Source organism: Phormidium yuhuli AB48, assembly GCF_023983615.1.
Lineage (GTDB): Bacteria > Cyanobacteriota > Cyanobacteriia > Cyanobacteriales > Geitlerinemataceae > Sodalinema > Sodalinema yuhuli.
Map to the genome: position 1 here is coordinate 3568424 of NZ_CP098611.1, position 15579 is coordinate 3584002.

Below are 15579 nucleotides of genomic sequence, written 5' to 3' on the forward strand. Positions count from 1 at the left end.
CCTCAAATTGAGATGGTTTAGATGGGAATCTCAATTGTAAATTGACTTCCCTGGCCCGGCTGAGTGTCACAGAATAACTGACCTTTATGTTGCTCGGTGATAATTTGATAACTGATGGAGAGACCCAACCCTGTTCCTTTTCCCACCGGTTTGGTCGTAAAGAAGGGGTCGAAAATTTTCTGAGAGACCTCCTCATTCATCCCCGGTCCGTTATCGCTCAGCTGAATTTGAATGTGGTTGCCATCAACGAAAGCCGTTTTAATCTTAATCTCAGGATTGATCTGGTCAGTGAAAGGAAGCAAGGCATCAATGGCATTGTTCAGCAAATTTAGAAAGACTTGATTGAGTTGACTGGGGTAGCAGTTGACCTGTGGTAGGTCTCCATAGATTTTGTGAACTTTAATGACCCGTTTTGGGGTAAGGGAGGTGAGGCGATGTTGCACCAAAGCCAGCGTATTCTCGAGTCCTTCATGGAGGTCCACCATCTTAGATTCAGATTCATCTAAGCGTGAGAAGTTGCGCAACCCGAGGATAATACTACGGATGCGATCGCTCCCCTTTTGCATGGAGTTAAAAATATCCTGAATGTCTTTATAGAGAAAATCTAGGTCAATCTCTTCAAGTCGCTTGGCAAGGGAGGGTTTGAGGGGGCCAAATTCAGTTTCATACAGTTTGATGACCTCCTCTAAATCCTGAAAGTAGTTACGAGCATACATGATATTACCGGAGATGAAGCTGATGGGATTATTGATTTCATGAGCTAGGCCAGCAACCATCTGTCCCAGGCTTGACATTTTTTCAGTTTGAATCAGTTGTGTTTGCGTCTGTTGCAATTCCACCAAGGCCGATTGTAAATCTCGGTTTTTCTCTTGTAGTTCCTGAGTGCGCTCGGCGACTTTATCTTCGAGATGGTGGCTATATTCGGTTAAACGACGGTAGAGGCGAGCATTATCAATGGAAATTGCCGCTTGTGCTGAAAGGATTTTTAGGATTTCTAGGCGATCGCATGTGAAGGCACCTTGCGTGAGATTGTTCTCTAAATACAATAGTCCCATAAATGTTCCCTGTTGCACAATGGGTAAACAGAGAATGGATTGGACTTGATGAGCCTGAATGTAGGGATCTTGGCTAAAAATTTCTTCTTCAATGGCATGGGACAGCACCACCGAGTCTTGAGTGCGTTGTACGTAATAAATCAATGACAGGGGTAGTTGAGTTTCTGAAATAGCTAGGGGTTTTGTTTCAACGTCAACTGTAATACTTGATTCGATTTGACCTGAAGCAGCAATTTTTAAGGACTCTTCTTCCACTAAGACCAAATAGCCTTGTTGCGCTCCAGCATTTTCTAAGGCCAAGGTCATTAGTTCTTCAAGTAATTGAGGCAAACAAATTTCGCCCGAGAGCACTTGAGTCGCCTTAAGAACCGTCCCTAAATCCAACATATCATTAGAATGAGCTGGATGAGTCAAGCTGCTTTGATTGACGGTGACTTTCCCCTTGGAATTGCTAGGATTAAGAGTGCTTTTAGTCGAGAACGTTGAGCCACTATACCCTTGTTGCAACACGAAGTGATATAACTGGGGATGCTCTTGCAGCAACGCTTTCATTTTAGCGGTTGCCCCCCAGCGTTCATAGGCATAGTAGGCGTCTTGTAGATAGTGGTTGGCGGTTTTTTCCCGGCCCAAGCTCTGGTAAAAGTCAGCGGCCCGTTCAGCAGCGATCGCCACTTCGGCCAGAAACCCCTCTTGCTCGGCCGAGGCGATGGCGCGATCGTAATAGTCCATCGCCTCAAGGATTTGGCCCTGGAGACGAGCCTGTTCCGCCTGGATCAGTTCCCATTTACTCTGATAATTTTCCGGTGCAGCCTGTTGCCATACTTCAATTTGAGCGGTGTTGGCCTGAATGGAGTCCCAGGCGATGGCCTGTTCTTCGGGAGATAGCTCAGGATAGATGGCACAACTAATCAGAGCCTCATAGAAATGATAATAACAAAAGAGTAAAGACGACAAAGCGGAATTTTTATATTCACCGGCAACGGGATATTTCTCCTTCACCGTTTGCCAATCTTTAAACAGATAGGCTAGAAGGGACTCGGCAAAATAGAGAAGAAACAGTAACATTCTATTCTGTCCCACTTCTAAGGTAGCGCGATCGCTCGGTTCAAAGTAGTCTCCAGCCAATCGTACTGTATTTGGCGCATCCCCTTGTAAATTTTGGACTAACTGCCGCCACATCTTAGTTGGATACAAGCCATGATCCTGTTTTGTTTTTCCTAACAGTTCCAAATACATGGTTTGTTTGTCCACGACCTCTGGTAACGGCATTCCAATGACTACCATATAACCCGAAGACCACATCGCACAGTAAGCTGCATAAACTACGTCACCGATATCCATGCCCATGGCGATGGTCTCATCCAACGCTGTAATCGTTAGTTGGTGGGATTCCTTCCAATGTTTATTAAAGGAATTGAATAGCATATGAACCTTGCATTTTAAGGTATCAGAAGGATACTGCTCTAAAATTTTCAACGAAATTAGACCCGTATAATAGCTAGTTTCAATATTTTTATTCGGTCCCCCAATTAGTCCATAAAAATAGGCTGCCAAGGCTGAATGGCCAAACTTCACACAAAGGTTCCGACTATTAACAACAATATGAGCTAATAACTCGGGACGAGCTTGATAGGCCGGACCACTGACAATGGCTAAAATTCGTAATACTGCCAGTTGATACGGATCCTTCATTTCCGGATAGTCGGCGATTTCCTCTAATGTGGGCATGGGGCCAACTAACTCCAACATATCAGGATTGACCTCTAGGGGATGTCCAAGCAAGTCTAAAACCCATAATGCTGTGTTTAATGCATCCAGCATTTGATTTTGAGCAATGAAACATTGAATCTTTAATTCATAAACTTTGATTTTATCTAGTAATGTTTTTGCTTCCTTTAAGATGATTTCAGACAAAACTTGCGCTTCAGAAAGTTGTGCTTGTATGTAAGATACTCCAACAGATTGACTGTACAATTCTAACGCCAGTTCATAGTCTGTCATCCAAACATCTTCTGGTAATAGTTTCCGGCCAGCATTCAGGTATTCCAAAGCTGAGGCGTAGGCAGCCTCTGCTTTAGCTTTTAGTCCAGCATCCAGGTTCAGACGACTCAATTGACGGCGTTCAGTGGGATCATTGATTAAATTCATCCCAAGATTAAGTGCGTTGACAATATCAAATAAACGTTCCTCCAAAGTATTAGATTTACTATAGTCAAGTAAGCGCCGTCCCACTCGTAAATGAATGTCTTGCTTGCAAGCTTCGGGAATTAGGGAATAAGCAGCCTGTTGGACGCGATCGTGGAGGAACTTATAAAAAATAATGTTGTTCGGATTTTTGGTCGCCTCGGGGATAGGCTCCTGATTATTTAAAGGAATCACAAACCCAGCATGAATTGCACTCCAGAGTTCCACTGTCGTTCTAGCCAGGGGAATCACTAATCCAGCATGAATTGCACTCCAGAGTTCTGCCGCTGTTTGAGGAACAGAGGTATCATTAACAATGGCTAAAATATGTAAATCAAACTTGCTGCCGAGGCAGGCGGCTAGTTGTAATAGCGTTTGTGTTGAAGAATCCAATCGTTTAATTTCATGAACCATCAGTTCAACCACATTATCCGTGATATCAATGCTCATTAATTGTTGCAAATTCCAAAACCAAGAGTTCGTATCCTGATGATACTGCAACAGATTTTCTGTATAGAGATACTTGAACGTTTGGGTGATAAAGAAAGGATTTCCCTGGGTCTTACTGAGTAATAATTTTGCAAGAGGTTCGACGGTTTCTTGAGGCTGATTAAGGGTATCTCCCACCAGATGATTGATGTGGTCTAAGCTGAGGGAGTGTAACGTTAGAGTTTCAATGGTTATGCCCTCCTGTTTGATGTTAGCCAGAGTTATCATTAGTGGGTGACTGAGGCTGACTTCATTATCCCGATATGCACCCAACATGAGCAAATGATGACTGTCGGGATCTGCAATTAACAGATGAATTAGTTGTAATGAGGCGGGGTCAGCCCATTGTAAATCATCTAGAAATACAACTAGTGGATGTTCAGGCTGAGTAAATACCCGTATAAAAGCACGAAAGACGAGATTAAAGCGATTTTGAGACTCGGTAACTGGTAGAGGTGATACGGGGGGTTGAGGGCCAATAATCAGTTCAATTTCAGGAATTACATCGGTAACAACCTGGCCATTATGTCCCAAGGCTTGACTGATTTTAGCGCGCCAATCAAGAATCCGTGTTTCAGGTTCTGTGAGCAGTTGTCGCACCAGTTCTCGAAGTGCTTGAATTAGACAGGCATAGGGTACATTTCGTTTAAATTGGTCAAATTTGCCACTAATGAAATAACCCCGCTGACGGACAATGGGTTTATGAACTTCGTTGACAAGAGCAGATTTGCCAATCCCCGAGTAGCCAGCAACTAACAGCATTTCTGAAGTCCCTTGACTGATTCGATCAAACGCATCCAGGAGTTGTTTTACTTCAGCTTCTCGTCCGTAGAGTTTTTCTGGAATGTTAAATGTTCCCTGTTGATCTTGGCTGGCAAACTCGAACCTAGGAATACTTTTCGTCTTTCTCCAGTGTTCAAGGCAAGTTTCTAGGTCTTTTTGGATTCCATAACTGCTCTGATAGCGGTCTTCAGCCGTTTTTGCCATCAATTTTAGAACGATAGCCGAGACAGACTCTGGCAGATCTGCGATCTGCTCATGAGGAGGGATCGGGGGTTTAGCAATATGACAATAGATCAATTCCATCGGATCGTCCGTATCAAAGGGGAGCTGAGCAGTTAATAATTCATAGAGTGTCACCCCCAGGGCATAAAAATCAGAGCGATAGTCAACCGCACGATTCATACGACCGGTTTGTTCTGGGGACATATAGGCTAAGCTTCCCTGAAGTATGTTAGGACTGCTAATACAGGGATTCTCTTTTCCCAGACGAGAGGAGATGGAAAAATCAATCAGTTTTAGCTCTTGGGTGTGGGGATTAAAGACAATATTTTCTGGCTTAAGGTCTTTATGAATTAAATGCTGTTGATGGAGTTGTCCCAGGGCGATCGCAATTTTCTGGGCAATGCATAACGTTTGTTCAAGATCTAAAATGTTGAGGTTGAGCCAATAGCTTAAATCTCGACCCCCAAAGTCTTCTAAGACCAGAACAGGGCGCCCTTGCCATTGTTCGAGGCTATAGGGTTTAACGATGCCGGAACAATCGAGTTGACAGACGAGATCATATTCGTATTGCAGTCGAGCAATTTCCGTTGCTTTCGGATGTTCTGCCAGCAAAGTCTTCAGAATAACAGGACGCTGTTGCGGGCCATCTACGGCCCGATAGACAATGGTGGTGGGACTTTCTGATAGGGTTTCGAGGATCTGGTACTCTAATAGCTTCAACATGGGGGTTAAAACCAAGGGGGGGAATAAAAAGCGCGACCGTCTTGGGATAATGTCTTGGAGCGAGGAGTGGGGTTGGCGTGAGAAGCGAGGTTGTGATCAGGACTCATCACTAGGCAGAACGCAGCTTATTAATCCACCGTAACATGCGTTCTGTGGTGGCCCAGAGAAAAACCACCGGGATTAGCAAGCGTAGATACCAGGGAGACAGGTTTCCGTTCCAAGGTAGGCCTTTGCGGTAACGGATTTGATCGGCCCAACGATGGAGACAGAGGATTGTGGGTTCTTGCAAATCCCAAATTTTGCAGTGAGGAGCCCTGCTCCTAGAAACATCGAGAAGGCTATTGACGGCTCGGCGTGCTGCTTCATTGGCTGCTTCCATGGTAGCTAAATCTGTGTTGGTACGCACATAGTCTGAGGCCAGGAACAGATTGGGAATTTGGGTGTGAGCGTCGGGACGTAACGACCAGGTGTTAACCAAATTGACCAACAACGGTTCTCCATTGATGTTAGCCTGGGCATCTCTGAGACGGCTGTGATAGCAAAGCCTGTCCTGACCAGGATTATGAAAAATCCGATCCTCGCTGTCGTTATCGGGTAGGGGAATTGGGCCAACGAACCCTTTGGCAATTAGGGCGTTGACGGCCAGACGTGCCTGGCTTTGGTCGATGTTGAGATACTCGGCAATCTCTTCTAGGGTGACATGGTCTTGCTCATTGATCCACAGGAATAGGGTTTTGAAATAGTCAGGGAGATTGCGATCAAGCATTTTAGCCAGTTCCTCGGGGTTTTTGACCAAGTCAGAGCAATTATAGGTGATCCCGGGATCGAGGAACCAGGATTTCAGATCACTGTCTTTTAGCAAGGGTTTTCCATTTTTTTGCAGCGATCGCTTCATTTGCTCCCAAACCTCGGTTTTAATTTCTTCAGGGGAACAAATCTGAGCCGGTTTTTTGATTTTGAGTCCTCTCGAACCGTTAAGTGCGCCCACCTCATCGGTGTTGGGGTCAATGAAATAGCCGCAATTGGAGGCAATGGCTGAGATAATTCCCTCAACGGTTCCATCGCCGAAGTCCGACATGGGAAACTCAGTCCAGAAACTGGGTTGAGAGATGGAGGTTAATGCCCAAGGAGCATCGACGTAAACAACGTGACCATGGGTGACGGGGATATCTCGATTGAGATAAAACTGGATACCACTCATCCAAGCGGTACTGGTTCCGAGTCGCTTGAGGTTCGCTAAACTAGGATCCCCAGCCATTAAGTCATCGGAGACGAGGCCCGCCATCATGTCCACAGGGAGAGCAGCAATGTAATAGTCTCCTGTTACGGTGCGATCGTGTTGGTTCTTGAGATCTGTGATGATAGCTCCGGTGATTTGCATCTGACCTCTAGCGTCAGGTTGGGCCTCCAGTGAACGCAAACGAGTTGAGAGATGGAAGGTCACTCCCCGCGACTGTAGATAGTTCAACCATGGGTTAATCCAAACATCGTTGGTGGGACCATTGAGGATGTGATCGGGACTGTTGTTAGCGGGATCAATGAGATCTAACAACAGTTGCAGGAAAATGTAGCCAATGGTTTTGACACTGGCCAGTTCCGCCCGTGAGGCTACCAGGGAGGTGGTAATTCCCCGGGCCAGCAGAGACTGATACGCTGGCGATTTCCGTTCGGCATCCAAATAGTCCCACCAGCTGAGTCTTTCGTATTCGTCCAGCCGTCGTTCTTTGCAGGATGTAAATAGTTGCCAAACTCGCTCGGCAAAAAATTCTAACTCCCCGGGTCTTAACTCTAGGTCAGGGACTCTCAATAAAACTTTGAGGATCAGCTCGAAGTCAGTAAAATTACGGGGAAAACGAGCTGAGATTACGATGGGGTCTTTACCGGCTTTATGGCGAGCCAAGGCCAAACGAGTTGCGATTACCAGGTTCCCGAAAACTCCTTGACGATTCGCTTTGTAGGGAATCCGCTTCATGGTATCAGTGACATGTCGGTAAAACCCCGGAAAGAAGCGAAATCCATGTTCCCCAGGTAAGGGTTTTTTGCCGGGTGCAGCACTGTTGGGGACGTTGATACTGCGGGCTTTTCCTCCAGGAATGTCTTTGAGTTCGTACACCTCAACCTCAAAGCCACGCTCGACCAGTTCATGGGCGGCGGTCATGCCAGCGATGCCCCCCCCGAGAATAATTACTTTCGTCATGTCATCCTCGCTACGTGTTTTTAGCTCTGTGAATCTGTAGATTTAATTTAAACCCATTTTGGTCTCAAATGTTTGCTGAGTGAGGTTGAATTTTTTATCCAGGCTTTAAGGAAATTTAGGTGAAATTCATTGATAATGGTATAAATTGTACTTGACAAAATTAACAAAGTGAAGAGAAAGGAGGGAAATGGTATGGTTGAGCCACCTGTGCTACCGAGACGGTCTCAAACCTCAATTTCTACTGGAAATTTTGCCGGCTTCTCTTTCGTCTTCCTTGAGATGTTCTCTGTCCTGATGTGATGGATTGACCCTCAGGGGTGTACACCCCCCATTGGGAATTTCAGGCAATGGCTCATCCCCTAGGTCCTTAAGGCCCATCCTGCTATTGCCTGGAGCTGCCTGAGTCTGTTAAAATTATCCTCTGGCCTCATGGTTGGCAGTTGTGGAGTCCGCGTTATGGTTAAAATTTGCTCGCGCCGTCGAGTTGGTGTTCAACAGGTGTACGATATTGGAGTCGCAAAAGACCATAATTTCCTCTTAAAAACAGGTCTTGTGGCGTCTAATTGCTTTAATAAATCTCACTCGATGGCATACGGGTATGTCACCTATCAAACTGCTTATTTAAAAGCCAATTATCCTGTTGAATATATGGCGGCGTTGTTAACCGCCAACAGTGGAAATCAGGACAAGGTACAGAAATATATTGCCACCTGCATGGGAATGAACATTACCGTGCAGCCGCCGGATATTAATCACTCCAATGTGGACTTTACACCCGTAGAGGGAAAAAAGATTTTATTTGGACTCTCGGCGGTGCGGAATTTGGGTCAGGGGGCGATTGATTGTATTCTGAAGGCGCGAGAGGAGGAGCCGTTTGAGTCTCTGGCCCAGTTGTGCGATCGCGTTGATCTCCACGCAGTCAACCGGCGGGCCTTAGAAGCCTTAATCCAATGTGGGGCCCTCGATACTCTCAACCCCAATCGTAAGCAATTGATGGAACATCTGCCATTCGTCATTGATTGGGCGCAATCCCGGGCCAAGGAACGCAGCGTGGGCCAGTTTAATCTGTTTGACCAACTTGGGGAAGAGTCTCAAAGCCGCCAGGATGATAATGGCTTTGATGGGGTTCCCCAAGCCCCCCAGGTGCAGGATTACCAGCCGATGGAGAAGCTAAAGCTGGAGAAGGAACTCCTCGGCTTCTATGTCTCTGATCATCCCCTGAAACCCATTCAGAAAACGGCGCGACTGCTGGCCCCGGTGAACCTCAATGAAATGGAAGACCAACATGAGAAGGTGATGGTGAGTGCTATTGTCATGTTGAGTGGTCTCAAGCCGATTGTTACCAAAAAGGGCGATCGCATGGCCATTGTCCAACTCGAAGACCTCACGGGCCAAGTGGAGGCGGTGGTGTTCCCTCGCACCTATGAGCGGGTTCACCAACATCTGATTGAAGATGCGCGGTTGATTGTTTGGGGAAAAGTCGATCGCCGTGATGATAGCGTGCAATTGATTGTTGAGGATGCCGAACCCATCGAACGGGTGCAGATGGTGCTGGTGAAACTCAATCCTGAACAGGCTGGGGACATCCAGCAACGCCATCAACTGCGGGATGTGTTGCGATCGCAGGTTCCCGAAGATGGCAAACCCAAAGTGCCGGTGATTGGCGTGATTGCAGCGGGCCACCAACGTCACCTGGTGCGGCTGGGCCATCAATTCCAGGTGATGGATTGTGATCAGGCGGTGGCGGCCCTGAATCGGGCCGGCTATCCCGCTCGTCGCCATGCCTTGGCCAAAGTCTAGGGTCGGTTTTCGCCACGGCGATTCGGGGCAATTCGGATCTCCCCTTAACTCAGACGAAGAATAAACCTGATACCATAGCAAATTACCGTGGTTGGATAGGGTTGGGTTTGAACAATATTCAAGTCCCTGCTGCGTTCAACATTTGATTTTAAGGAGGAACAGTCTATTGTCTCGCCGTTATTTATTTACCTCGGAGTCCGTCACTGAAGGACATCCCGATAAAATCTGCGATCGCATCTCCGATTCCATCCTCGATGCATTGCTGACCCAAGATCCCCAAAGTCGTGTCGCGGCGGAAGTGGTGGTCAATACGGGTTTGGTTCTCATCACCGGAGAAGTCAGTACCCAAGCCAAAGTGGATTATGTCAAACTGGCTCGGGAGAAAATTGCCGAAATCGGCTATACCGACGCCGAAAATGGTTTTTCTGCCAATAGCTGCTCAGTTTTAGTGGCTCTGGACGAACAATCCCCCGATATCGCCCAGGGAGTCGATGCGGCCCAAGAACGGCGCGAACAGGCGAGTGATGCGGAACTCGATGCTGTCGGTGCCGGGGATCAGGGCTTAATGTTCGGCTTCGCCTGCAACGAAACCCCGGAACTGATGCCCCTTCCCATTAGTTTAGCCCATCGACTCTCCCGGAGACTGACTCAAGTTCGCAAATCCGGTGACTTATCCTATCTCCGTCCTGACGGTAAAACCCAAGTCACGGTGATTTATGAAGAGGGTAAACCCGTGGGGATTGATACCATCCTGATTTCGACGCAACATACCGCCAGTATTGACGGGATTCGCGACGAGAAAGCCGTGCGCGATCGCATCCAACAAGACCTCTGGGCCCAGGTCGTGCAACCCGTCTTCGCAGAGATGCCGGTTCAACCGGACGAGAACACCCGTTTTCTCGTCAATCCCACTGGTAAATTCGTCATTGGCGGTCCTCAAGGGGACTCAGGACTCACGGGACGGAAAATCATTGTCGATACCTACGGTGGTTACTCCCGTCATGGAGGCGGGGCCTTTTCCGGTAAAGACCCCACCAAAGTCGATCGCTCCGCCGCCTACGCCTGTCGCTACATTGCTAAAAACATTGTCGCCGCTGGCTTCGCGGAAAAATGCGAAGTTCAGGTGAGTTATGCCATTGGCGTGGCCCAGCCGACCAGTATTTTCATTGAAACCTTTGGCACTGGCAACGTCGATGAAGAGAAATTGTTAGCAGTGGTTAAGGATATCTTTGAACTGCGTCCGGCAGGAATTATCCAGACCTTCAACCTCTCCCATCTCCCCAGCGAACGTGGAGGACGCTTCTTCCAAGATACGGCCGCCTATGGTCACATGGGACGCACAGACCTAGACTTGCCCTGGGAACAAACCGATCAAGTCGAGGCCCTGAAAGCGGCGTTGACTCCGGCGGTCTCCGCTGGACGCTAGGATCTCACTCATTTTAGGTTGAGTCTAGATCTAACTCGGGGCGATGGCGATCGCCCCGTAAACGGTAGTCTACGGCATTGATGGATAGAGGGAAATCGTCTATGGTGATCGCCATTGCCCTATCCATCCTCTCAGGCTTATGACTGCCACTGTGCAAAACCCTAACTGGACCAAACTGCAAAACGGGTCTGACATTCGCGGCGTTGCCCTTCCCGGTATCCCCGACGAACCCGTCAATCTCACCCCAGATATTGCCGAAACCCTCGGTAAAGCCTTCGTCCGCTGGCTGAGTCAAACCCTAAATAAACCCGCCCAGGACCTCACCATCAGTCTCGGACGAGACAGCCGCCTCTCGGGGCCCGACCTCATGGCCGCCACCACAAGCGCCATCAGCCGTCTCGGCTGTCGCGTCTATGACTTTGGTTTAGCCTCCACCCCAGCCATGTTCATGAGTACCGTCAGCCCCGACTTTAACTGTGACGGGGCCATCATGCTCACCGCCAGCCATTTACCCTTCAACCGAAATGGCTTCAAATTCTTTACCGGCGAAGGGGGATTAGGCAAACCCGACATTAGCGCCATTCTCAACTTTGCCGCTGACCAAGACTTCCCCGAACCCGCCGAAGGTGGAACGATTGAAACTCGTGATTTCATGGGAGTTTATGCGGAAGGATTAGTCAAATTAGTGCGAGAAGGGGTCAATCATCCGCAACAGTTTGAACAGCCCTTAAAAGGACTCCATATCATTCTCGATGCCGGAAATGGTGCCGGAGGCTTTTACTGCGATCGCGTCCTCAAACCCCTCGGTGCAGACACCAGCGGTAGCCAATTTTTAGACCCCGACGGCACATTTCCCAACCATGTCCCCAACCCAGAAAATGAAGCGGCCATGGCAGCCATATCTGAGGCAGTCTTAGCTCAAAATGCCGACTTTGGCATTATCTTTGACACCGACGTTGATCGCGGTGCAGCCGTGGACCCCCAAGGCCAGGAACTCAACCGCAATCGCCTGATTGCCCTAATTTCCGCCGTCGTCCTCAAAGAACATCCCGGTTCCACTGTTGTCACCGACTCCATCACCTCAGAAGGCTTAACCACCTTTATTGAGCAAGACCTCAAAGGTGTGCATCATCGCTTCAAACGGGGCTATAAAAATGTCATCAACGAGGCAATTCGCTTAAATAACGAAGGTCAAGAATCCTGGCTCGCCATTGAAACCTCCGGTCACGGAGCCATGAAGGAAAACTATTTCCTTGATGATGGTGCGTATTTGATTACCAAGCTCTTGGTTGAATTGGCTAAACTAAAACTAGAAGGCAAAGCCTTATCCGATTTAATTGCCAACTTACAAGAGCCTCAAGAAAGCAGCGAGCTACGCATGAAAATCGGCGTAGAGGACTTCAAAGACTATGGCAACCAAATCATCGAAGCATTAAGCCAATTTGCCGACAATCATGACGGTTGGCAGGTGGTTCCCAAGAACTATGAAGGGGTGCGTGTCAGTTGTCAATCTCCCGAGGAACAGGGCTGGTTCTTGTTACGTTTGTCCTTACATGACCCCGTCATTCCTCTAAATATCGAATCTAACGTTGAGGGAGGAGTGAGTCAGATTGCGAAGACACTTTTAGGCTTCTTGAAACAGTTTGACAAGCTAGATTTGTCCGCGTTTGAACGCTGAGGGACTCCCCCACAACCCTAGGCCCAATCCCACCATTACCCTAGGGGACAATCATCAATTGTCCCCTAGTACGGTTAACCCCAGGCAATCAACGCTGTACCAAGAGAGCTACCTCAAGTCCTGATGGGGTTTTGGCGTCGAGATTTCGTCGGTGCCGAAAGGCGCTATAACGACGATGTAAGGCAGCATTGTCTGCTTCGCCGTGGGACAAAATAAAGTTTTTCAGTATATATTCATATCACTAGACAAAAAAATGATGTTAAACGGGGATGTCTGGATATCACGGTGAACTCAGGGCTGAGAACGCTGTTTTCGGGCTTGGATGACTCGTTTAGGGGTCAACATCTTTGCGCCAATAGACGCGATGTCCCCGAAGTTCTGCTCCGTTGGCTTTGAGGCATTTTAGCTCTCCCCTGCGGCGGATGGCTTCGGGGTGGTTGAGGAGTCCCATTTTTGTTCTTGTGGGCTGAGAGGTTAGGTTAAAATAAATGAGGGGATGAGCCATGTCCACTCTGACCAACGTCTGCTGGTATCCTCTAATCAAATCCCGGATATAATCCATGAAAATGATTGATATTAACCAAGCCTTACCTCAACTGTCTAACCTCATCGAACGGGCGTTTGCCGGTGAAGAAATTTTGATTATAAAAAATCAGCAAACGATTAAGATAACTTGTGTTAATCCCGGTCATCAGCGCCCGCCTTTGTTTGGGAGTGACAAAGACCAAATCATTATAGCTGATGATTTTGATGCTCCTTTAGATGAGTTTAAGGAGTATCAGTGATGCAATTTCTGTTAGATACTCATACATTGCTATGGTTTTTAGAGGTAGGGATGTCAGGATATTATGGGGAATCACGGCGAACTTAGGGCTGAGAACGCTGTTTTCGGGCTTGGATGACTCGTTTCTGGTAGGGGTCAACATCTTTGCGCCAATAGACGCGATGTCCCCGAAGTTCTGCTCCATTGGCTTTCAGGCATTTTAGCCATTGTCGATATCGTCTTATGGCTTCAAGGTCGTCGAGAAGTCCCCATTTTTGTTCTTGTCGACTGAGTCGGGTAAAACGGTCATAGTGGGGATAGTCTGGGGTGACAAAGTCTTCTTTTTTATGCAGAACAAAGGGGTTTTCAAAGAGGTCGTAGGTGTAGCGATGAACCCGCAAATCTTGGAGGTCGATTTGCATGATGGTTTTAATCAGAGGATGGGGGTTGGTGTCGAAGTCTGGACAGTGAAAATAGGAGATTTTTGGGCGTTGGGTGTGGAATTGGATTAGGGTCGTATCGTCCATTCTGCCGATGGTGTGGCTGGCACAACCTTCGTAGAGACGTAAAATGGGGTCGAGGTGGTTGAAGGCGCTGATATGCACCGTTAAGCCCCTGGGCGATCGCTGACCAATGGGACTGCGATCGCACAACTTCCCTAACCGCTCTAAACTCCCCAAGCCATATAACATTAAATCCGCCGCCATCAGGGCTTGTTTATAATTCCCAAAAAAGGCACGGATGTCATAGCGAATGGCTGGGGTTAATTCACTAAAGCGGGGGCGATCGCCCAAAGCGGTTAGAGCCAAATAAATCAAGAGTTCTTGGCGGCGACGTTCGGCGATCGCATCCCAGTCCGCCTCATCCGTCGCTTGCAACACCAGGCGAAAGGCGCGACGCAAACTGCCAAATAAATCAATAATATCCGCTTCTTCAGCTAACTCCGTGGGTTTGGGAAGCCGGCCGCGATCGCTAAAAAACTGCATCAGGGGTTCCAACGTCTCCCGAGATTCCTCAAACCGCTGAACCGAGACGCGCACACGGGGAGTGTGGCTCTGAGAACGGAAGCGGGAGGCGCGAAATTGCTCCTGCTGTTCGCGATCGCGAAACACCGCATACACCCCCAACCCCACCGGAATCGCATCCACCCCCAACACCCCATCAATATAGGCTTTCAACTCCTCCTGTTCATAATATTTCTGAAAGGTTCCCCGCTGCGTCACCACCCCATCCCCATAGACGACATCATCCTCATCGCGATCGCGCACCAACACCTGGGCCGCCACCAGTAACACCCCCTCCGTCAAGGCCCAAGCCTTCTGCAAGGCTTCCCGGCGTTCCTGAGGCTCTTCAATCACATTAATCACATAGCCCAAATTGACAAATTGCGCTGGCTGTAAGGCTGTTTCTGGGGCATAATAGGGGTCCCAACCTTGAGCCGTCAGTCCCCGCTGTTGCAGCCGTTCCACATCTCCCCCATAGCCGCAACCATAGTCAAAAAAGGTCATTTCAGGAGTTAACAAACCTGCTTCTAAGGCGAATTTCAGGGGACGAGAAAAATCATGACGCATCATCGCCGCCCGATGGCGTTCAATGCGGGCTTTAACAGGATTCTCCACCTGACGCCGCTGCACTTGATGGCCCTGAATCTCCACCCCCACATCCTTTAAGTAGCGTTGCCAATTGTTGCGAGTGCCGATGTGGCGAGTATTATCGAGGAGTCCGAGGGCTTCTTCCTGTTGAGTCAGGGTCTGGAATTGCTCATACCCCGGATAACTGGGTTGAACAAAGGTTTCCTTACGATGCAAAATGGGGGGATTTTTCGAGTCTTGGTAATTGCGACAACTGACGGTTCCCTGTCGTAAGTTGACGAGAATACTTTGCACCAGGGGAGGATGGGGGTCCCTATCGAAGTCAGGATAGGACAAATAGGAGAGTTGAGGCTGGCTAAGGGAGAACTTGACGAGGGTGGCGTTGTCTAGGTTCTCCACCCCACCGGCGGCGTAGCCTTCATAGAGACGGAGGGGCAGCGGCAGGGCAGCGACGGCACTACGATGGACATAGAAAGCATTGGGGAGGGTTTTACCCACGGGACTCTCCTGACAGGCCTGGACGAGGGTTTTGTGGGGGAGTTGTTGCAACAGTTCCGTCCAGGTTTGCGGTGGCGACTCCAACAGGCCCGCTTCTAGGGCCTGTTCAAGTAACGCCTGCAATGAGTCGGAGACAGTGACTAGGGGAGTCATGGCCAGGATGGGTGAG

Annotated in this window: 8 protein-coding genes; 4 read left to right on the forward strand and 4 right to left on the reverse strand. The window is 48.5% G+C overall.

Annotated elements, in window-relative coordinates:
* Window positions 1–17: 17 nt before the first annotated feature.
* A complete protein-coding gene (locus tag NEA10_RS15320; protein ID WP_252662093.1) occupies window positions 18–5456 on the reverse strand; it encodes a trifunctional serine/threonine-protein kinase/ATP-binding protein/sensor histidine kinase in 5439 nt (1812 codons plus the stop codon).
* A gap of 109 nt (window positions 5457–5565) precedes the next feature.
* The gene (locus NEA10_RS15325) at window positions 5566–7653 is read right to left on the reverse strand and encodes an FAD-dependent oxidoreductase (protein WP_252662101.1); all 2088 of its coding nucleotides are present in this window, start codon (window positions 7651–7653) and stop codon (window positions 5566–5568) included.
* A 456-nt stretch (window positions 7654–8109) separates the two neighbouring features.
* Between NEA10_RS15325 and NEA10_RS15330 the strand changes: the two genes are divergently transcribed.
* From NEA10_RS15330 to NEA10_RS15340, 3 genes are all read left to right on the forward strand, one after another.
* Window positions 8110–9453 carry a helix-hairpin-helix domain-containing protein gene (locus NEA10_RS15330; RefSeq protein ID WP_252662109.1) on the forward strand — a complete coding sequence of 448 codons (1344 nt, stop codon included), beginning with the start codon at window positions 8110–8112 and terminating at the stop codon, window positions 9451–9453.
* 166 nt (window positions 9454–9619) lie between these two features.
* The gene (gene metK, locus NEA10_RS15335) at window positions 9620–10879 is read left to right on the forward strand and encodes a methionine adenosyltransferase (RefSeq protein ID WP_252662115.1); all 1260 of its coding nucleotides are present in this window, start codon (window positions 9620–9622) and stop codon (window positions 10877–10879) included.
* A 139-nt stretch (window positions 10880–11018) separates the two neighbouring features.
* A complete protein-coding gene (locus NEA10_RS15340; RefSeq protein ID WP_252662117.1) occupies window positions 11019–12557 on the forward strand; it encodes a phosphomannomutase/phosphoglucomutase in 1539 nt (512 codons plus the stop codon).
* 331 nt (window positions 12558–12888) lie between these two features.
* Here NEA10_RS15340 and NEA10_RS15345 read toward each other — a convergent pair whose 3' ends face one another.
* Complete coding sequence (locus NEA10_RS15345) at window positions 12889–13062, reverse strand: hypothetical protein (protein ID WP_252662119.1); 174 nt, start codon at window positions 13060–13062, stop codon at window positions 12889–12891.
* Window positions 13063–13117: 55 nt separating this feature from the next.
* On the opposite strand from NEA10_RS15345, the gene NEA10_RS15350 reads away from it, so the two are divergent.
* Window positions 13118–13342: a type II toxin-antitoxin system prevent-host-death family antitoxin gene (locus NEA10_RS15350; RefSeq protein ID WP_252662121.1), complete on the forward strand. Its 225-nt coding sequence runs from the start codon at window positions 13118–13120 to the stop codon at window positions 13340–13342.
* An 82-nt stretch (window positions 13343–13424) separates the two neighbouring features.
* Here NEA10_RS15350 and NEA10_RS15355 read toward each other — a convergent pair whose 3' ends face one another.
* Window positions 13425–15563 (reverse strand): DNA phosphorothioation-associated putative methyltransferase, encoded by a 2139-nt coding sequence (locus NEA10_RS15355; protein WP_252662123.1) that lies wholly within the window; start codon window positions 15561–15563, stop codon window positions 13425–13427.
* Between the last annotated feature and the right edge of the window lie 16 nt (window positions 15564–15579).